The sequence below is a fragment of the Pseudomonadota bacterium genome (genome assembly GCA_034189865.1).
GTDB lineage: Bacteria > Pseudomonadota > Gammaproteobacteria > UBA5335 > UBA5335 > JAXHTV01.
Genome location: JAXHTV010000004.1, coordinates 124,032 through 144,303, shown reverse-complemented (window position 1 = coordinate 144,303; position 20,272 = coordinate 124,032). Strand labels below are relative to the sequence as shown.

The 20,272-nt window shown below is 57.6% G+C and carries 18 protein-coding genes; 8 read left to right on the top strand and 10 right to left on the bottom strand.

What is annotated here, in order from left to right:
• The first annotated feature begins 19 nt into the window (after positions 1–19).
• The 5 genes from SVU69_03570 to SVU69_03550 all read left to right on the top strand — a co-directional run bounded on the left by SVU69_03570 (position 20) and on the right by SVU69_03550 (position 4,515).
• Entirely contained in the window at positions 20–295 is a 276-nt protein-coding gene (locus SVU69_03570) for a hypothetical protein (GenBank protein ID MDY6942072.1), read from the top strand.
• Positions 296–665: 370 nt separating this feature from the next.
• A complete protein-coding gene (locus SVU69_03565) occupies positions 666–1,466 on the top strand; it encodes a methane monooxygenase/ammonia monooxygenase subunit C (protein MDY6942071.1) in 801 nt (266 codons plus the stop codon).
• A 157-nt stretch (positions 1,467–1,623) separates the two neighbouring features.
• The gene (locus SVU69_03560) at positions 1,624–2,409 is read left to right on the top strand and encodes a methane monooxygenase/ammonia monooxygenase subunit A (GenBank protein MDY6942070.1); all 786 of its coding nucleotides are present in this window, start codon (positions 1,624–1,626) and stop codon (positions 2,407–2,409) included.
• 75 nt (positions 2,410–2,484) lie between these two features.
• Positions 2,485–3,813 carry a bacterial ammonia monooxygenase, subunit AmoB gene (gene amoB, locus SVU69_03555; GenBank protein MDY6942069.1) on the top strand — a complete coding sequence of 443 codons (1,329 nt, stop codon included), beginning with the start codon at positions 2,485–2,487 and terminating at the stop codon, positions 3,811–3,813.
• A gap of 60 nt (positions 3,814–3,873) precedes the next feature.
• A complete protein-coding gene (locus tag SVU69_03550; protein ID MDY6942068.1) occupies positions 3,874–4,515 on the top strand; it encodes a hypothetical protein in 642 nt (213 codons plus the stop codon).
• Between the two features lie 122 nt (positions 4,516–4,637).
• Here the strand turns inward: SVU69_03550 and SVU69_03545 are convergent, their stop codons facing one another.
• The 5 genes from SVU69_03545 to SVU69_03525 all read right to left on the bottom strand — a co-directional run bounded on the left by SVU69_03545 (position 4,638) and on the right by SVU69_03525 (position 8,342).
• A complete protein-coding gene (locus SVU69_03545) occupies positions 4,638–5,465 on the bottom strand; it encodes an OmpW family outer membrane protein (protein MDY6942067.1) in 828 nt (275 codons plus the stop codon).
• A gap of 253 nt (positions 5,466–5,718) precedes the next feature.
• Positions 5,719–5,970 carry a cell division topological specificity factor MinE gene (gene minE / locus SVU69_03540; GenBank protein MDY6942066.1) on the bottom strand — a complete coding sequence of 84 codons (252 nt, stop codon included), beginning with the start codon at positions 5,968–5,970 and terminating at the stop codon, positions 5,719–5,721.
• A gap of 2 nt (positions 5,971–5,972) precedes the next feature.
• Entirely contained in the window at positions 5,973–6,779 is an 807-nt protein-coding gene (gene minD, locus SVU69_03535; GenBank protein ID MDY6942065.1) for a septum site-determining protein MinD, read from the bottom strand.
• Positions 6,780–6,831: 52 nt separating this feature from the next.
• Entirely contained in the window at positions 6,832–7,557 is a 726-nt protein-coding gene (minC, locus tag SVU69_03530; GenBank protein ID MDY6942064.1) for a septum site-determining protein MinC, read from the bottom strand.
• A 392-nt stretch (positions 7,558–7,949) separates the two neighbouring features.
• A complete protein-coding gene (locus tag SVU69_03525; protein MDY6942063.1) occupies positions 7,950–8,342 on the bottom strand; it encodes a potassium channel family protein in 393 nt (130 codons plus the stop codon).
• A 123-nt stretch (positions 8,343–8,465) separates the two neighbouring features.
• Here SVU69_03525 and SVU69_03520 point away from each other — a divergent pair, with 123 nt between their 5' ends.
• Positions 8,466–10,640: a malate synthase G gene (locus tag SVU69_03520; protein ID MDY6942062.1), complete on the top strand. Its 2,175-nt coding sequence runs from the start codon at positions 8,466–8,468 to the stop codon at positions 10,638–10,640.
• Positions 10,641–10,676: 36 nt separating this feature from the next.
• Here SVU69_03520 and SVU69_03515 read toward each other — a convergent pair whose 3' ends face one another.
• Positions 10,677–11,429, bottom strand: a complete 753-nt coding sequence (locus tag SVU69_03515; protein ID MDY6942061.1) for an RES family NAD+ phosphorylase — start codon at positions 11,427–11,429, stop codon at positions 10,677–10,679.
• Positions 11,401–11,781 carry an antitoxin Xre-like helix-turn-helix domain-containing protein gene (locus SVU69_03510; protein MDY6942060.1) on the bottom strand — a complete coding sequence of 127 codons (381 nt, stop codon included), beginning with the start codon at positions 11,779–11,781 and terminating at the stop codon, positions 11,401–11,403. Before SVU69_03510 ends, SVU69_03515 begins: the two co-directional genes overlap by 29 nt.
• Before the next feature lie 352 nt (positions 11,782–12,133).
• Here SVU69_03510 and SVU69_03505 point away from each other — a divergent pair, with 352 nt between their 5' ends.
• Positions 12,134–13,474: a hypothetical protein gene (locus SVU69_03505; protein MDY6942059.1), complete on the top strand. Its 1,341-nt coding sequence runs from the start codon at positions 12,134–12,136 to the stop codon at positions 13,472–13,474.
• Positions 13,475–13,633: 159 nt separating this feature from the next.
• On the opposite strand, the gene SVU69_03500 is transcribed toward SVU69_03505, so the two are convergent.
• A complete protein-coding gene (locus tag SVU69_03500) occupies positions 13,634–14,017 on the bottom strand; it encodes a GFA family protein (protein ID MDY6942058.1) in 384 nt (127 codons plus the stop codon).
• A 251-nt stretch (positions 14,018–14,268) separates the two neighbouring features.
• Between SVU69_03500 and SVU69_03495 the strand changes: the two genes are divergently transcribed.
• Positions 14,269–15,750, top strand: a complete 1,482-nt coding sequence (locus SVU69_03495) for a YdiU family protein (GenBank protein MDY6942057.1) — start codon at positions 14,269–14,271, stop codon at positions 15,748–15,750.
• A 63-nt stretch (positions 15,751–15,813) separates the two neighbouring features.
• On the opposite strand, the gene SVU69_03490 is transcribed toward SVU69_03495, so the two are convergent.
• Both SVU69_03490 and SVU69_03485 read right to left on the bottom strand, forming a co-directional pair.
• Positions 15,814–16,863, bottom strand: coding sequence for a response regulator transcription factor (locus SVU69_03490; protein MDY6942056.1), 1,050 nt, complete (start codon positions 16,861–16,863; stop codon positions 15,814–15,816).
• Complete coding sequence (locus SVU69_03485) at positions 16,853–20,050, bottom strand: ATP-binding protein (protein ID MDY6942055.1); 3,198 nt, start codon at positions 20,048–20,050, stop codon at positions 16,853–16,855. Before SVU69_03485 ends, SVU69_03490 begins: the two co-directional genes overlap by 11 nt.
• Positions 20,051–20,272 lie beyond the last annotated feature (222 nt).

The window sequence follows — 20,272 nt, the reverse complement described above, 5'->3', positions numbered from 1 at the left end:
GGCGATCATGAAGAGAGTTATGTTGCGAAGTTTCCGCTGGCTCAAGCGGGAGCTCATGGATGACCGGTCACAGTTTGTCGTACTGGGAGCGGGATTGTGCGTTATCGCTGCCTATTTCGCCGCTTACTATCCCCATGGCGGTCGTCATATGACGTTTATCCTTAGTCGCTATGTGGATCCCCAAATTCGAAGTGCGTTCCTGATTGGTGTGGTGTTCATTGCCTTGGGCTTGGTTGGGTTCAAATTCAAGTACGACGAGACTCAGCATGAGCGTACACGAGACCGACAAGAATAATGGATTTGTTATACCGAAACGGTTTGAGGTGTTGATCGAGCCGGCGCCACACTTTCCAATAAACTATTGATTTTTCTTTTTCCTGGCCGATACTTTACTAGTGGATGTGGGCTTGCACTGAGGGTGAGTTGGAGCCTACTATTGAACGACCGGTTAGTATGCTGGAGCGGATGACTCAGCCTTGGCAATGATCGGTGCCGCAGATCGAGATGCGTCAAAGCGGAATTTTTGCGGCCAGGGATTGAACATGTGGTCAATTCGCGTTCTCAACTCACAGCGCATCACTGTGAGTTGTCCGGTTTGACTTGAAGTGAATCGTTCTAGTGTTCGCGACCGGAAGCTCAATAAACAATATCGGGAGGTAGACGTTATGAGCGCTACGATAGATATCAAAGACACGGCCCGTGAAGTCGACTCGGCAGAAGTCGAAGCGGCGCCCAAGGTCCCCTGGTTGTGGGGTGCGGCTGTGTTTGGGGTGGTTATGGCCATCCTCACACTCGTGAAGTGGTACCAGCATACTTATAGCTGGACGGTGGGCTTGGATTCATTCTCGCCTGAGTTCCAGACCTATTGGATGTCAATTTTCTATGCCCAGATCACGCTGATCCCGCTGATTGGTGCGATCGGCGCGGCTTGGCTGTGGTTTTCTAGAGACCGCGATGTCCAGGCACTTCCGGTTCGGAAGGAGCTTTTCCGCTATTACGCCATGTTCGGCATTCTGGCGGCTGCGGGTGTCATCGTGGTGGCCACCTTGGGTCTTTTGACTGAGGCTGACGCTGCGTGGCACCAAGTGGTGATTCGGGATACCGACTTCACGCCGACCCATATTTTCCTATTCTATCTGGGACTTCCGGCTGGGTTTGCCGGGCTGATTCTGGCCTGGATTTGGGTCCATACTCGACTTCCGCAATTTGCCAATCGGGTTTCTATCCCGCTGTCGCTGTCTATTCTGGGGTTCATGATGGCGCTGCCGGTGGTGGCCTTTAATGAGTGGGGACATACCTTCTTCTATGCTGAAGAGTTGTTTGCTTCGCCCGTTCACTGGTTCTTCGTGCTTGCGGCTTTCAATCTGGTGTTCTTGGGCGGTTTCGTTGTGCAGTGCCTGCAGCGGATGCGTGAGATCACCCAGAAAATGAGCGTCGAAGAAATGGACCGTTTGGTTAGAGCGTAAAGCCGCAAACCAGAACAAATACTGATAGCAAGATCCGTTACGGACATGCCCGGCCTCGTTGCCGGGCATGTCCGTCGAAACGGACCAGATAACGAGATGCCCGGCCGCTTACGGCGGTCGATCGACGAGCGTTGATCAAGATCACACGGAGGAGATTATGGGAATTCGTTTGGGACCCACCGACGCCCCTGCCGGGGCGGTCATTCAAGATACGGCTGTTTCCAATGCGCGAGAGCAATGGGAGGCCTGGAAAAATATCGACTATATTGTCTATCCCTTCTTTATGATCATTCTGGGTGGCGTATTCGTCTTCGTGATTGCGCTTACCGCAGGCGATTGGGATTACTGGCAAGATTGGCGCGATCGCCGATGGTGGCCGTTAGTGACACCCATGCTCATCATGACGTTGCCTTGTGTCCTCACCTATTTCTTTTGGAAAAATTTCAAACTTCCGGTGGCGTTTACGACGGTGGCTGTGGGCTTCTTTATTTCCACGATGCTTAGCCGGTACGTCAATTTTTATGTGTTCACGGCCTTTCCCTTCAACTTCGTTATGCCAGCTACATGGATCGGTGCCGCCGTCGCCATAGACGCGGTGCTGATGATTACGCGGAGCTTTGCCGTGACCGGTTTGGTCGGTGGATTTCTGTGGGGTGTGTTGTTCTATACCCTGAACTGGCCTGGCATTGCGCCCATGCAGGTCCCTATCGAATTGCATGGCATGGTCATCACCTTGGCCGACTACATGGGCTTCACATATGTTCGTACCGCCATGCCTGAATACGTGCGGATTATCGAGGCGGGAACGCTGCGTACTTTTGGTGATTCGGTTGCACCCGTGACGGTCGCGATGGCGGGATTCGTCTGTATTCTCATTTATTACGTTTTTGTCTGGGTAGGTTCCAAAGCGGCACGACCTTTGTGGTTGCAAAAAGTCATTTAGCCAGACCCAGACCGTACGGCGCGGGTCGGTTTCCGCCGCGTGTCGTGAACACAAAGAATTGAGAGGACGAAATCAGTGATAAGCAAACGCCAGGGAGCGCGTCGGATCGGTGGTCAGGGAGTGGCCGCTGTTTGCTTGGCGCTTTTGATGATGCTGCCTTGGGGCACGATCTACGCACACGGCGAGATTGCCCAAATGGCAGGGATTCGCATGCAATCGGTGCATTGGTTCGATACCGAGATCTATCCACGCAATGTGGCGGTCAACGAGACGGTGACGGTCAAAGGTAAATTCGTGGTGTCTAACCATTGGCCGAGTTGGTTGCCGTCCGTGGAAGGGTGGGCTTTTCTGAACATCGGTGTTCCCGGTCCTACCTTCATTCGTGAGGACGTGGTGATCAACGGCATGCACCAGATTCGAAGCACGGCTTTTAAGTTTGGTGAGTACTACGAATATGAGGTTACCCTCAAGGCCCGCGTGCCAGGCCGTTGGCATGTTCATCCACTCATTAACGTGTGGGAGGCGGGTCCGATCGTCGGTCCTGCTCATTGGGTGGAGGTGACCGGTAGCAAGGGCGACTTCGTCCATGAGGCGACTTTGCTTACTGGTGAAGTGATCGATGTCGAGAACTACGGGCTCGACACTCAATGGACGTTGCACATCTTTTGGATGGTCGTAGGGGTTCTGTGGTTGTGGTATTGGTTCCGCAAGCCGCCTGTTCTGATGCGCCGGTATGTGACCCTTGAAGAAAAAGGCGAAGATGAAGGGGAAAGTAAGCTCATCACCCTGACTGATGTGGCGGTGAGTATTTTCGCCGTCCTGTTTGTGCTGGGTGCCGCTTTGGGTTGGACGATCTATGCCAATTCCAAGTATCCGGTCACTATTCCACTGCAAACCGGCAAAATCGAAGCCCCCGTCCTGCCGCCACCGCCGGAGGCCCTGGCGGTCAAGGCGTCTGTTCAACGGGCTGAGTTCAACCTGCCGCGTCGCAGCCTGGCGCTCAAACTCGAGGTGACCAACGGTGCGGATCGCCCCATTCGCGTTGGCGAGTTCCTCGCCGGTGGAGCACGATTCGTCAATCCGGACGTGTTGAAAGTCGAACGAGTGGATTTCTATGATTCCGTCGCGCCTGATGGCGTTATCTCCAACGACCCTCCTCTTCAGCCTGGCGAAACCCGGGTAATGACCATCGTGGTCGAAGACGCCCTCTGGGAAGAGCTGCGTTTGTCAGCCATCGTGTATGAGGCGGATTTACAGTTTGCCGGCATGCTTTTCTTCTACGATGACCTGGGGAATCGCTACTTCACGGAGGTAGGAGGCACGTTAATTCCGCAATTTCTACCCTCGCGTGGGGAGGGCGGTCGCGCCGATCTGGAAGCACAAGATTCCGAGACAGTCTCTTAGAAACCCTTGGCGGTCACGGCCGGCTTAACCGGCCGTGACCCGAGTTGGAGGATCGCTTTCATGGGACGAATCTATGGGCGTGCCGTCGGGCTCTTTCTGGCGGTGACGGTCATGACCAGTGGTGAGCCGGTCTGGGCGCACGGCGGTGTGTCAATGGAAGATGACCGCTGCGTGATGCGAATCGGCCAGATCTACGAAGCGCATTTCACGGGTTATCAGCCGGAGACGCATGCGGCCAGGGAATTTTGCGAAGACGTTCCGGTGGTTGGCAGGGCGACCTTCGTCGTTGATCTGCTGAGCCCCGAGTTACGCAACATGGAGGTCACATTCCGCATTCTGCGGGACGTTTACGATCTCGGTTATACCGCCACGAAAGAAAATTTAGGCTCGCAGCGAGATATCGAGAATGCCACTTTGTATGGCACCAAGCCGCAGGTCTATCGTCGCGGAACCATTGTTGTGGAGCACGAATTTTCGGGTCCGGGAATGTTTATCGGCTTGGTGACGGCGCGGGATGTGCGCTCCGGCGAGGTGTACGTTTCCGTGTTTCCGTTTGCTGTGGGACTATTCGATTTTTGGGGTGTGTTTTTGCCCTGGGGCCCGGCAATCATTCTATTCGGCTTGGGGCTGGGCGCGTTGGCTTGGCGTGCCAGGCAACGCCAAAACCACGTCGAGGACGCGTCGGCCTCAGGGGTAAGCTGATTCGGCATTAGAACGACACGTCACAGGAAGCTTCCTGTGACGTGTCGACCCGTTGTCGCCGGAGCGACGTCTCGCGAGCAATTGCAATGGTTGTTTCGCGTCAGTTTGTGCCGTGGGATTGACTAGAAGCGGTAACCGATGCCCAGATTCCATGCCACCAAGCCTGTCGGAACGTCGACCGATGCATCACTGGCCGGCATGATTCCGATGGGGCGGATTCGTGCGTAGAGATTGGTTAGACGCGCTTCGACTTCCATGTGGCCATAGCTGACATGACCGTGAACGAACCAATGCGGTGTGAGCTGGTAGTCTACGCCGACGCCGGCCAACAGTCCCCATTCGTCAGAGACTTCTAACTGGGTCCCATAGGTGGGGTCGTCCGCCGCGATCCCGAGACTGTCCACCGTGGCTTGTTCGTCGAACGTCACCAGATACATCAACCCGATACTTACGAACGGTCGCCATCGTTCGAATGTAACCGGTCGCAAGAGGGTTTGGACAACGAACGGAATCGCTTTGGCCTCGCCAATTTTTCCGGGAATCGGTCCGACTTTGATATCGCGGAAAAGCGGCAGAGAAATTTCGGCCAAGGGTGCGTTTCGCAACGTCCCGGTCGATTCGATCTCGAACGTGGGGACGGGGCCACCGATAAACGTCTCCAGGCTAAACCAGGGCGTGAACTGGTAACCGATGGTCAGCGCGAGCACTTTTTCGTCGGATAGCGAAACGCCGGACCCCGGTAAATCACCACCCGGAAGGACCGTTCCGACAACCGGGGCGGTGACCGGCGCCTCGAACACCAATTCATCACTTTCCTCTTGGATGTCAAGTACGACGGGCCCGAGGACGACGTACCAAGGCCCGGGTGGCGCCGCAACGGCTTGCGGGATCCAAAGCTGGAGGCAAATCGCTCCTAGCAGACCAACTCTCCGAAAGAACACGCGCATCATGGCTTCGTCTCACCGGCGGGCTACATGATGGCTAGTGACGGTGAGCCCACCTTGACGTTTCTATCGGCCTGGCCGCGGATGGCTAAAGGCGGGATGTGGGGGGGGGAGCTGCCGCCCGCCAGAAGTGCGGGCGGTGGGATGATGAGGTCGGTGTTGACGACCGGGATGCGCGGTCGGCTCCGAATTGAGCGGACTCCGCTGACGGGCTGAACAAAATCGCAGCTGACCGCACGGGCCAGTGAAGGCTCGCCGCTCAGCTTTCGGGCAGGACGATGTTCAGTTCAAGAATGTCGCAATCCCCTTGATGATCCACCTGAACTTGTACGGCATCGTCATCGACTTGCACGTAGCGTCTGACCACTTCCAGCAAATCTCGTTGTAGATCTTTGAAATACGCTTCCTGCTCGCGGGTCTTGCGTTGGTGGGCAACGACGATTTGTAACCGTTCCTTGGCGACGTGAGCGGATGCTTTTTTGCTCGAACGAAAGAAATTCAAAATGCCCATGACTAGCCCCTCAACAATCGCCGAAATAAACCACGTTCCTCTTCCACGAATCGCATGGGGCGTTCTTCGCCCAGGTACCGGGCGACCACATCATCGTAGGCTTGTCCGGCCCGGCTGGTATTTTCCAGGATGATGGGCGCGCCGGCGTTGGATGATTGCAGTACCGAACGTGATTCCGGAATGACCCCGAGTAGGGGGATGGCGAGTATTTCCAAAACGTCTTCAACACTGAGCATCTCACCCTGGGTTACCCGCTTGGGAGAATAGCGGGTGAGCACCAAGTGCTCCTTGATCGGTTCGGGCCCGTCTATGGCACGTTTCGTTTTGCTAGACAGCAGGCCGAGAATTCGATCAGAGTCGCGTACCGACGAAACCTCCGGGTTGGTGACCACCAATGCGTCGTCGGCGAAGTACATGGCATGCAGCGCACCTTTCTCGATGCCGGCAGGCGAGTCGCACACGATGTATTCGTAGTCTTCTGCCAGTTCATTGAGAACGGCCTCCACGCCTTCCAGGGTCAGTGCGTCTTTGTCCCGTGTTTGGGAGGCCGCCAGGATGGAGAGCTCGGGTACGCGCTTGTCCTTTATCAGCGCCTGCGCCAACTTCGCTTCACCATGAATGACATTGACGAAGTCATAAACCACCCGGCGTTCGCAGCCCATGATCAAATCCAGGTTGCGCAGACCCACGTCAAAGTCGATCAATGCGGTTTTATGCCCTCTTAGCGCGAGCCCTGCACCGAAAGACGCGGCGGTCGTGGTCTTTCCCACGCCACCTTTGCCGGATGTCACTACGATGATTCTCGCCAAAATCAGATCCTCTCAATTCTGTGAACAGCGGGTAACAATGAATCCTGGATGATTAGGTGCCGAGGGCCATGATACGCAAGTTTTCTTTTTCGAGAGCAATTTGGGTCGCGCGGCCATGGAACTGTGCCGGTATATCTTCCGCGATGGTGTAAATCCCCGCGACGGACACCAGCTCCGCGGCCAGTTGCTGGCAGAAGATTCGGGCGCGCTCGTCACCCTGAACGCCGGCCAGGGCACGGCCTCGCAGGGCGCCGTAAATATGGATACTGCCTTCGGCCATCACTTCCGCGCCGGCACTCACTGAGGCCATGATGGTTAAGTCGCCCTGACTGTAAATCTGTTGGCCGGATCGAACGGGCGTATCGATGATCCGGTTCGGGCCGGGCGGACGGGTTGTTTTGGCCGGTTCTGAGGTGGAGCTAGGCGTGGCGCCGGCGCTGCGTCCCTGAGGAAGAACGCCAACCCCCAGACTCCGTGCTTCGGCCAGTGTGTCAGGCTCTTCAGAACGGATCGCCACAGGCACCAGACTGTGTTGCCGGAGCAGGTCGAGCAAGTCAGGGAGCGGCGCCGGGTTGTACCTATCCGGCAACGACATCAAGTCGATTACCACGGGTGCCTGATCGAAGAATCCCGGCACTTGAGCCAGCTTGGTGGCCAGCGCTTCACCCACGCGCGGCAAATCTAAATCGAATAGTCGAAGCACCGTCAACGTGAAGACACTGCCTTTCAGTTCCAGAGGCGATTGATGAGTGTTCGACGGCTTGGCCGTGGGCGTCATGGGTTGATCTTCCAGGTCGTCATTGTGGGCGGGTCGTCATTCATATCGCCGTTGAATCAGAGTCGTTGGGGCGCGCACTACCCCGGGCTGTTACACCATCTCGCGCCATACCCGTTTGGTGATTGGCTATTCAAACGGTGCCATCTCGGGAACGCGGCATTCGCTCATTCGCTTGGGCCGACTGTGGGAGCATAAACTACCATCCTGTGGCGGGTTTCGCCTAGCCGGTCGTCATTTGAATGGCCATTCTGGGGGCATCGCCGATGATCAGGCGAGTCACCTCGTCCGCCGCGTTTAGGAGTCGAAACGCCAAGTCGATCGGGTCATGAGATTCGGGTCGCCTGGCAGGCCGAATTCACCTTGCATGTCGGCCACAGCGACCAGAAAGAAGGTTATGCGTCAACGCCGGCCACCCCATAGTGTTCAGTTAGGGTCACCTGGGCAGCGTATAAACCCACCGCCACGATCATGCCGGTGAGCAACAATCCGACGAACGCGATGACGATAGCCAGCAACTTTGATGACCGCGCCGTTGGACGAAAGTCGCCGTAGCCCACCGTGGTGGCGGTGACGAAGGCGAAATAGAGTGCGTCGTCCCAAGGCCAACGTTCGCGGCGGGCGATCAGCAGGCCCACGGCGATGATGCTCGCGACCAAACACGCCAGTAAGGGGCTGAGCAGCAACAATCCGGTTGCGAAAATTCGGGTAAATGTCCAGGTCAGTCCGAGCATGAGGGTATTCGCACAGTCCTTGATGAATCGCGTGGGTTCGGTCCCTGGCGGCACATGAATCCCCCGGCAGAATTGTGTAGTATTGAGCGCCTTCGATTCACCGCGCGGCTCGCCCTTTGCAGCTTGACCGTATGGCTGCCCCGGGTGTTGCCCACCAGCAATTGGATTCTATTTGCTATGACAGAACGCGTTCAACACGGTGGTCTTCAGATTGCCAAGGTTTTGTATGATTTGGTGGCAAACGAGGCCGCGCCTGGAACCGGCATCGAACCCGACCAGTTTTGGTCCGCTTTTGAGGCGATCATTAACGATCTCGGGCCGACCAATAAGGCTTTGCTCAAGAAACGCGATGCGTTGCAAGCGCAGATCGACAATTGGCATCGAGAGCACCGGGGTCAGAGCCACGACGCCGCGGCTTACACACAGTTTCTAAAAGACATCAACTACCTCGTTGAGGAAGGCGAAGATTTCGCGATCAGCACGGCCAACGTCGATCCGGAGATCGCCACGTTGGCGGGTCCGCAGTTGGTTGTTCCGGTCATGAATGCTCGCTACGCGCTCAACGCCGCCAACGCCCGTTGGGGTAGCTTGTACGACGCCTTGTATGGTACCGACGTGATTCCGGAATCGGATGGTGCGGAGAAGGGGAAAGGCTACAACCCCGTGCGTGGCGCCAAAGTCATTGCCTTTGCCGGCGAGTTCCTGGATCGTGCTGCACCCCTGGCGTCGGGCCAGCACGGTGAAGCCACGGCGTATCGCGTGCGGGACGGTCAACTCGTGGTGCTCACACCCGACGGTGAGACCGCGCTGGCGGAACCGGAAAAGTTCGTCGGTTACCAGGGGGCGGGCGATCAACCCACGACCATTCTCCTGCGTAACAACGGATTGCATGCCGAGATTCAAATCGACCCGAATCATCCCATCGGTAAAGATCATCCGGCCGGGGTCAAGGATGTGGTGCTGGAATCGGCGATCACCACCATTCAGGATTGCGAAGACTCGGTTGCTGCCGTGGATGCCGACGACAAAGTCCTGGTCTATCGCAACTGGCTGGGTCTGATGAAGGGTGACCTGACGGAAACCTTCGACAAAGGCGGTAAATCTCTAACCCGCGCCTTAAACGATGATCGTGAATACACTGCCCCCGGCGGCGACAGCTTGAAGTTATCGGGTCGCAGTTTGCTGTTGGTCCGCAATGTCGGTCATCTGATGACCAATGGCGCGGTGCTCGATAAAGATGGCAACGAAGTGCCGGAAGGCATCTTGGATGGCATGGTGACGTCTCTGATTGCCATTCACGACCTCAAAGCCGACGGCCGTTTCCGCAACAGCCAAGCCGGCAGTGTGTACATCGTGAAACCGAAAATGCACGGCCCGGAAGAAGTGGCCTTCGCTGTTGAGTTGTTCAGCCGGATCGAAGATGCCCTGGGGCTGGCTCGCAACACCCTTAAAATCGGCATCATGGATGAAGAACGGCGTACCACCGTCAATTTGAAAGAATGTATCCGCCAGGCCAAAGAACGGGTCATCTTCATTAATACGGGCTTTTTGGATCGCACGGGCGATGAAATCCATACCAGCATGGAAGCCGGTCCCATGATCCGGAAGGAGGCCATGAAGGGCCAGCCGTGGATCAAGGCCTACGAAGACTGGAATGTGGATATCGGTCTTGAATGCGGCCTCAAAGGCAAAGCCCAGATCGGCAAGGGCATGTGGCCCAAGCCCGATCGAATGAAAGATATGCTGGATACTAAAGCCGCCCATCCGTTGGCCGGTGCCAGCTGTGCCTGGGTGCCTTCGCCCACCGCCGCGACGCTGCACGCCATGCACTATCACGAAGTCAACGTCGCACAGGTGCAGGCCAAGTTGGCACAACGCGAGCGCGCCAGCTTAGATGACATCCTGACCATTCCCTTATTGGGCGATGCCCGGCCCACGGCGGAAGATATCCAGCAAGAGTTGGATAACAACTGCCAAGGTATCCTGGGTTACGTCGTTCGCTGGGTCGACCAAGGCGTGGGTTGCTCCAAAGTGCCGGATATCCACGATGTGGGGCTGATGGAAGACCGGGCGACGCTGCGGATTTCCAGTCAGCATGTGGCCAACTGGTTGTACCATGGCGTTTGCTCCGAGGAGCAGGTTATGGAAACCATGAAGCGGATGGCAGCGGTGGTGGACCGGCAAAATGCCGGAGACCCACACTATCGGGAAATGGCGCTCAATTTCGAGCAAAGTGTCGCCTTCCAAGCGGCGTGCGATTTGGTCTTCAAGGGCCGGGAACAACCCAGCGGTTATACCGAGCCGGTCCTTCACGCCCGCCGTCGGGAGGCCAAAGCCCATTTCGGCGCATAAGGCTTTACCTGACTAACAAACCCTCGAGCCCGGCCGTCAGGTCGGGCTTTTTTGTGCGTCCGATCGATCCAGATCCTCAACCGCAAAACGAATCCCTTGTCGCGGCGGCGTTCCCGGTTGATAGCAGGTTACTTCCGTCGAGCCGATGTACATCAGCCAACTTTCTTGGCGGACCGGTTGCGGGAGAATGAATACGCTGGGAGTCATCAACGCGACGTTCAGCTGCTGTTTCGGGTCTCGAACGGATAGATAGCGAATCGTCTCGATACCCGCATCGCGGGCGCAATCCGCTAAGGCTTGAGTGGCGGTGTAATCGCTGGGGTGTGTCCACAATGCCCGGTCGCGTGCCAGCGCCCCGGTGGTTAAATCCAATCCCCGGTCGGTCCGAAAACGAACCGAAAAGGCGGTCAGTCGATGTTCGCAGCTCGGCCAGGGTGTGTGATGCGATGCCGCGAAAAAGCGAAGTCGGTAATACGCTGTTTCGGCCAGTGCCGTGCGTTTGTCGCGGGAGGCATAGAAAACCCCCTGGGCTTGGGCCGCTCGACGAAAGCGCGAACCGTAGGGATAGGCCGGACGGTATCGAAACGGGGTTTTCAGCAGGTAATGAAGATGCTCCGTGTCGAGGGGATAGGCCGGTTTGCTGTCTTCCAGGATTTGTTCGAGGATCGCTTGGTCTTCGGCCGTTTTCGCCAGTTTCAATGTGGAGGCGTGGTACTGGTCCTCCACAATGCGCCACGGCGTGCCCCCAAGGGGGCGTGCCTCATACGCGAGCTCGGTAGCTGTCCACATAGTCGACCGCATGAGTTAAGCCGATGACCCGCGTGATCAGTTCTTTGGGTATCCCCTGCAGGTCGTTATTCCAATTGGCCATCCAGGCACGGACCACCTTCGCATCGCCCCCGCAGATGGCATCGAGCCCGCGATACAGGCGAATCAGTAACACGGCCAATTCCCATTCTTTCTTATCCGGCCCCAGCTGGTGATGACCATTTCGCATTCGGGAAACAGAAGCGGGACTGATGCCCAGAGCCTGCGCCAGGGTCGCACCGTTTAACCCCAAGGATTCGGCGGCAGCGATCACCGCATGGGTCAAAATCTCCCGCTGTTTATCTGCTGACGCCCGAGGTATTGATTGGGCCATCACGCCCTCCTGTATTTCTATAGAAATAATACCTTCAAAACGTTTCTTTGGGAACAATCGTTTGGATGTCGAGGCGACGCTTCTTGCGATGTTATTTTTTGGCACCGCGGATGGGTTTGTTTCCGGGGCAATTCCGGACACATGTTCGCCGACCTATGACCGGTCGTCATCGTTGGTGGTGACTCGCCCCGCTTTATGGTTGCGATATTCTCAGCCCTCGACTATCCCTTAGACACGGGTCAGTGACCATAAGCAACAAATCCGTCGCTAGCGCAGTGTGCTTGGTTCGTTCCAATGACCTGAGTGAGAGTCGCCTATTGGCCAATCCGCAATTCGTCTAAGGGAGTGAGCTATGAGTTTGGGGCATTGGATGTGCACGGCGGCGCAAGTTGGGCTGATATGCCTCTGCCTGGCGGCGGAGGCCTGGGCGGCCCCGGTGAGTCGGTTCGTGAATCTGACCGGTGATGTCGGGCCAGGATTCGGGGATACGCGAAACCGCTACGCTTGGTCTCTGGCCAAGCTGGGGGATGACTTGTTCGTTGGGACCGCAAACGTCGATCAGCTTGCCGCACGTCTGTTGCCGCCGTACGGTGGCGGCGCGCCCTCCGGGATTCTCCAGATTTTCGGTTTTGTTCGCGGCACCGGCGGCGAAATCTGGCGCTTGGACGCCGCGACCGGTCGTTGGTCCAAGGTCTATAAATCCCGGAGCGGAAGTCTGGGTTTGCGGAAAATGATCGTTCACAACGGCAAAATTTTCGCCGGTTCGGCAAACTACCAAAGCGGGGCCGAATTGATCGTGAGCGAGAACGGCTTCGATTGGACGGTTCTGTCCGGCGGCCCTCTGGAGGACGCGGCCAACACCTCCATTCGGGCCATGAGTGTTTACAACGGAACGCTCTACGTCGGCACAGAGAATAGCAACGGAGCGGAGCTTTGGACCTACACTGAAGGCGGCGGCGACCCGTGGTCCTTTAGGAACCGTTTTCCGGACGGTTCGGTGTCGGAGCTGACCGAATTCGGGGGTGAGCTATACGTCGGGACGTGGGACTTTGGCGGTACCTACGCCTTGTATGCGGGCGATGGATTGAATTTTACTGATGTGACGCCCACCCAATCCTTACCCGCCGGTAATGTGGGCGTGATGCGATTGCAGCCCTTTTCCGGCCAGCTCTATTTGACCACTGTGAACTATATCAACGGATTTTCCTTGCTGCGCAGCGCCAATCCGGATGTGGCCACCGATTGGGAATTGATCACCAGCGATGGGTTGGGTGATCCCCGAAACGCCTACGGTTGGGCTTCCGCGGTGGTGGGGGGCACGATGTATATCGGAACCTTCCAGTTGGGTGGTGATCCCCTGGGCGGGTCGACCGCCGGACTGGCCAAGCTCTACGCCAGTGAAGATGGCACCGATTGGCGTATCGTGGTGGACAATGGCTTCGGTTTGCCGTCCGCATACGGTATCCGAACCCTGTTGGCCGACGGCGAACGCTTATATGTCGGGACCGCGTCCAACATTTTATTGCCCAACCCGCCGCTTGCGCGTCGACCCAAGGCGCTGACCTTAGAGGCCGTGCAGGATTTCCGCTACAACAACCCGGACTTGTTCACGCGGATCATGCGCATCGGCCTGCTACCAGCCGGCCGGACCCTGGGCTGCGAGGTGTGGGTATCGGATTCGGCGGCCCCATGAGTGGATCAAGGTGCCACGCTCGGGATCGGGTGGTGTTCCCACGTATTCGCTTGTCCTGCTCTTGTTCATGCGCGGGGTCTCACCCGCGCGAGGGCTTTCACGCACGGTAAAACGCCGCTTTCAAGCGGTTGCCTAGCGGCCGACGCGCCGCTCGGTTAGTTACGGGTCGCGGCTTTTGTGGGCCAGTTTGTGGGCATTTTGCTCCCAGTTTTGACCGTCGAAAGGGTTGATTCGTAAACGCTCGGGCACCGGATCCAAACAACGAACGTTCACATCCACGCCATCGGGGTTGGAGCGGGGTATATAGAACGGCTTGATGCCGCACGTGGCGCAGAAGGTGTGTTTTGCCACGCCGGTATTAAAGGTGTAGGTGGTCAGGTTCTGTTGGCCACACAGCAGCTGGAATCGACTTCTGGGCACGATCAGGTGCAGAAAACCACCTTTGGTGCAAATGGAGCAGTTACATTCTTCCACTTCTAGATCCGCCGGTGCTTCGACCTCGAAGCGTACGGCGCCGCAGTGACAACTGCCTTGATAGTGCATGCGATGACCGTCCCTTGAGTGGTCTGTTCTGATACGGTGTTCGGTGTCTTACCCATCTTCCGACAGAGGGCCAGCGTCACGCCGGGTTCGGGTGCCCAACGCCCGCTGTCCTTCGGTTTCATTGGCCGTTGGGAACCGAAGTGGTTCGCGCCGATTCTGAAAGCGGGTGATCCGGCGCGACCGGATGCGGAATCGCCACCGGCGGGTTTCGGGCTTATCATGGTATTTATTTTCGCCACCGGTAAATTGTAATGCGAGCACCTGTCCCTTTCGATAACAGCTACGCGCGATTGCCGGAGCACTTCTACGCGCGGGTGCAACCCACGCCGGTTTCCCGGCCCGAACTGGTGCGGTTCAATCGCTCTTTGGCTGCCCAACTGGGGTTGGACGCGGATGTTATGAGTTCGTCGCCGTGGGCCGACGCATTTGCCGGAAACTATGTCCCGGAAGGCGCCGAACCCTTGGCCATGGCTTATGCCGGGCATCAGTTTGGTCATTGGGTGCCGCAGTTGGGCGACGGACGGGCGATTCTTTTGGGCGAATGGGTCGGAAGCGACGGTATCCGCCGAGACCTCCATCTCAAAGGCGCGGGTCCTACGCCGTTCTCGCGCGGTGGCGACGGTCGCGCCGTTCTCGGCCCGGTGATGCGCGAGTACATCGTCGCTGAGGCCATGGCGGCCTTGGGGATTCCCACCACCCGGGCCTTGGCCATGGCACTGACGGGCGACGAGGTCTTCCGCGAAACGCCACAGCCCGGGGCCGTTTTGACCCGACTGGCCCGGAGTCACGTTCGGGTCGGCACCTTCGAGTATTTTCATCACAACGGGCATCCGGATGCCGTGAAGCGTCTGGCCGACTATGTGATCGACCGGAATTACCCAGAAGCCGCCGAGGCTGACAACCCTTACCTTACTTTGCTGGCGTCTGTTTGTGAGCGCACTGCGGACCTGGTGGCCTCGTGGATGATGGTGGGTTTTATTCACGGGGTGATGAATACCGACAATTTGTCCGTTGCCGGCGAGACCATCGACTACGGTCCATGCGCCTTTATGGATGCGTTTCATCCCAGGACGGTGTTCAGTTCCATCGATACCCGCGGCCGCTATGCCTATGACCAGCAGGCACGGATCGGTCATTGGAATCTGGCCCAGTTGGCCGGCGCACTGTTGCGCCTTCTGGGGGAGCGCGAAGATCACGCCATGGCCGCGGCGCAAACGGCCTTGGACGGATACGCCCAGCGGTTTGACTCGGCTTATCGGGCCGGTTTGCGCCGTAAATTGGGACTGGCCAGCGCTGAAGATGGCGATCTGGATCTGGCCAAGGCACTGTTACAAGCCATGGCAAACTCGGGGGCTGATTTCACGCTGACTTTTCGTCGTCTCAGCGCCCTGGGAGATAAAGCGTCTGCGAGAGACGAGCCGGTTCGCTCGCTATTTAAAGATCCCACGGCGTTCGACACCTGGGCAAAGCAGTGGCGTGCCAGGCTGAGCCGGGAGGGGCAGAGCGAAGCTTCGCGGCAAGCCGCCATGAGGGCCGCCAATCCCGCGTACATTCCCCGCAATCACCGCATTCAACAGGCGATCGATGCGGCCACCGAGGCGCGGGATTTCAAACCGATGGACGAGTTGATGACGGTTTTGACCAATCCCTATGAGGATCATCCCAACCTCGCCCACTACGCCGATCCCCCGGCGCCGGACGAAGCGGTCACCACGACTTTCTGCGGAACCTGAGAGCGGGACATTCTTCCAGGTATTGGATTGCGAGCGGAAGTCGGTTTGGGGCACTTCACCGGATTATTCCGTGTGCGGATTCAACACTGTCAGCGCCGCCGCAGTTCGGGTTTCCACCCCCAACTTGCTGAATATGTGATCCAGATGCTTGTTCACCGTGCGCGGGCTAATGCCGAGAATCAGGCCGATCTCCGGGTTGGTCTTACCGCGGGCCACCCACAACAAAACTTCGGATTCACGCTCGGTTAACCCCCACCGGCGAGCCAGTCCTTCGGCGCATGGCGGATCACGCTGTTCGCTCAGGTAAAGCACGGCACCGCCGATGTGGGTGTTGGCTTGTAGTCGTACCCGCAAGGTTTGGCCTTCCCGCGCAATGGCATACGGGGACGCTTCACCGGTCTCGTCGGCAAGGCGATCGATGACCCATGCCAGCAAGGGCGCAGGCAATGAGGGCACCTCCTCGTTGTCCTTCCATTCCCCGTGGTAGTGCTTCAGTCGGTGGCGGGCTTGTCCCATCATCCACACCACCTGACCTTCGTTATCCACGGCGATGGTCGCTTCGTGGTCCGCGGCGAGGACGTCCTGCACCCGTTGGATTCTTCGGGCTTGCATCAAGTGACTTTGAATACGAATCAACAGCTCATCAGGGTTCACCGGTTTGACGACGTAATCCACCGCGCCTTCGCTAAAACCGCGGACCACATCTTGACTGTCTCCCAGACCCGTCATGAAGATCACGGGAATTTCCCGCGTCCGTTTCGCCTCGTGCAGGCGGCGGCAGACATCGAACCCATCCATTCCCGGCATAACCGCATCGAGCAGGATGAGATCGGGCGTGCGCTCGTTCAGTTGATTGAGTGCATCGGCGCCACCGGTTGCCAGCATCACCTGGTAACCGGCTTGATCCAAGACCTCGAACAAAAACGACACGCTTGCCGGGGTGTCGTCGACCACCATCACGACGGACGGATCGTGAGGTGTCGGGGCTTTGCGGTGTGAACGGTCGCAGGACTCACGGATCGGGCGTGCGAGGGTCGTTGGCGCGATTCGTTGCGCCGTCAGATCGCTTTCTCCGGGTATCCGTCTTGGTTCAGGCATCGATTCAGGGGGCATGGCGTTTCTCGTTACGTTTAGCTCGCGGTTCCAACGTTTGATCTGGCCGGTGGTAGCGCCAACGGATAGATAAATGGCGTTCCAAGGTGTCTAGCAGGTGTGGCAAGTGAATGGGTTTTATCAAGTAATCGTCGTATCCGGCCAGTTGGTTTTGCGCGGGTTCGGACTCGAACGCGTTGGCCGATACCACCACAATCTTTCCGGTATAGCCTTGTGCTTCCCGAAGCATGCGGGCGGCTTCCCTGCCACTTAAATCCGGCATCGTCAGATCCAGCAGGATGAGATCGGGTTGCCATAGCTTGGCTGCTGCCAGACAGGCGTATCCACCGGTCGCATGTTCAATTTCAAAACCAAGGGGCGCCAGCAGGATTTCCAGCATTTTCCGCTGTTCGGGTTGATCGTCGACCAGCAGAATTTTTCGCCGGGGTCCAACGTACCCGATGATGGTCTGTTCGTTGGGGTGCGCCCGCTCGGCACTGAGCTCCGGCAGAAATAACCGCACCCGAAAGGTGCTCCCCTTATGGGGTGTACTGGTGACGGTCAATTCGCCACCCATGAGGTCCACCAGGGTTTTGGTAATGGTCAGTCCCAACCCGGCATCGGTGCTGCTGGCGATTCGCGGGCGTTGAAACTCGCCAGTGACACGGTGGAACGGCTCGAAGATACGGTTGAGCTCGGCCGGGTCGATTCCGGTACCCGTATCGATGACATCAAAGCGCGCGATTTCGTTGGCATAACTGACCCGGAAGATAACCTCGCCCTGGTCTGTGAACTTGATGGCGTTGCTTAAGAGGTTGATCAGAATTTGCCGCGTGCGCCGCTCATCGCCCCGGACCCATTGCGGAATCGCGTTTTTGATGTCCACTTGGAAATGTAACCCGCTGTTCGCTGCCTCGATCCGGAACATATCGGTGAGTTTGGCGACGAAACTTGGGAAATCGATGGTGTCTCGTGACAGCTCGAGTTTTCTCGCCTCGATCCGTGCGATATCCAGAATGTCATTGATCAAGGCCAGCAGGTGTTCGCCGCTGTCTTTCATGATCCCCAGGGCCGGGCGACGATGCAGCGGAATGTCGTCGGCCCGGTGCAACAGCTGAGCGTAGCCGAGCAGGCTGTTGAGTGGATTGCGCAGCTCATGACTCATACTGCCGAGGAACCGGCTCTTGGCGAAATTGGCGGCATCGGCCTGCTCCTTGGCCTGCTGCAGTTTGATGTCGGTTTTCTGGTGTTCCTCGATTTCCCGAAGTAGCCGGTGTGTTTGGGCATTGGATTCCTGTTGTGCGGTGCGACGGCTCTCGTTACTTAAAACGATCCACCACGTGCCCATGGCGGTGGCCACGACCAACGTGCAATAGAGTTTGATGAAACCCTCTCGGAGTGCTTGCGTCTGGAAAGTGCCCATGACGCCGAGATTGATTTCCTCTTGCAGGTAAATGAACAAAAAGGTGATGGCCATCAGCGCACTGATGCTGCCGAGAACGAGCATATACTCGACGAAATTTCGGCTGGTCTTGGGTGACAAATAGCCGCGAGTTGCTCTGGGTAAAAGCCGTCCGAGCAATTCGCTGAACCGGGGCGTTTGCTTGCACGCATCTTCGCAGCGGGCGTCGAGTGTGCAGCAAAGGGAGCAGATCGGTCCGCGATAGGCCGGACAGAAGGCGGTATCTTCGTGTTCGTAATGCTTGCCGCATACGGTGCAAGCCTGCGCCGCTTGATCATAGGGTCGATCGGGCTCGGTCCGCTCCGCGATGTAGTAGCGCCCGCCGGTGATCCAGGCGATCGCCGGTGCCGAGACAAAAGCCGCCGTCAAGGCAATATAGGGGGCGAAGGCCGCCGCCACCGTTCCAAAGAACCCCAAATAGGCGCACAGAGATAGGATTGAGGCGATGCCCATGGCCCCGACACCGACCGGGTTGATGTCATGCAGATAGGCCCGCCGAAACTCGATCCGCGCGGGGCTCAGTCCTAACGGTTTGTTGATGACCAAATCCGCGACCAGCGCCCCGACCCAGGCGATGGCGACATTGGCGTAGAGGCCGAGGACATTCTCCAGGGTTTCGAATACGCCCAACATCATCAGCAGCAGGGCGATGAGCACGTTCAACACCAGCCACACCACCCGGCCGGGGTGGTTGTGGGTCAGCCGGGAGAAGAAATTGGACCAGGCCAGCGACCCGGCGTAGGCATTGGTGACATTGATTTTCAGTTGCGAGATCAGCACGAAGATTGTGGCGATCAATAACGCGTCGGCGGGGTCAGGAAACACATACTGAAAGACCACCAGATACATTTGCGTCGGCTCGACGGCTTTTTCCGGCATCACTTGGTGCTGAATGGCCACAAACGCCAAAAATGCGCCGCCGAGCAGTTTGGCGAAACCCAACACGATCCAACCCGGCCCGGCCAGCAGCATCGCACTCCACCACCGGTAGCGGTTTTTCGCTGTCAGATCCGGGAGGAATCGCAGAAAGTCCGCCTGCTCACCAATCTGGGCGATGAGGGCAAAGGCAACGGCGCTGGCTGCGCCGAATAGTAGCGGATCAAACTCAGTGCCATTTTCCGATTGACCGCGGAAGGTCAGCAAATCGCTGAGCAAGCCGGGATTTTGGTGCATCACCGCGAAGTACGGCAGAAACAAAAGAATGAGCCAGATAGGCTGGGTGATCAGTTGAAAGCGGCTGATCCAGGTGATTCCGAACAGAACCAGCGGGATGACCACGAGCGCGCTGATGACATAAGACAGTGCGATGGGGATGTCAAAGTACAAACTCAGCGCCAGCGACATGATGGCGGCTTCCAGCGCAAAGAAGATGAAGGTGAACGAGGCGTAAATCAGCGAGGTGATGGTCGAGCCGATATAGCCGAAGCCGGCGCCGCGCGTGAGTAAATCGACGTCGATGTTGTAGCGGGCAGCGTAGTAGCTGATGGGCAGGCCGGTGAGGAAGATGATGATACTGACGGCGAGAATGGCCCAAAACGCGTTGGTAAAACCGTAAGCGAGCGTGAGCGTGCCGCCGATGGCTTCCAACGCGAGAAACGAGATCGAGCCCAGGGCGGTGTTGGCGACACGAAACTCCGACCATTTGCGAAAAGACCGCGGCGCGTAACGCAGTGCGTAGTCTTCCAGCATCTCGTTGGCGACCCAGGCGTTGTAGTCCCGCCGGGTTTTGACGATTTGGAGCGGCATGCGGCGGTCCTTGCGTGGGCCTGCGTGAGACGACCCTCGTTCGGGCACGGGTCCGTAGGGTGCGCGCTTTGTGCGATGGGGGTTGCATGGCGCAGTGATCGTCAGGTTTTTAGCAATTTATGTTCCATTTCGGCTGATAGCGGGAAATTCATGGCTCTTCTGGCCATGTTGGTTTGCCGGCTCAGCCTGAATGCGCCCCGATGGTGCGATATCGCACCCGCG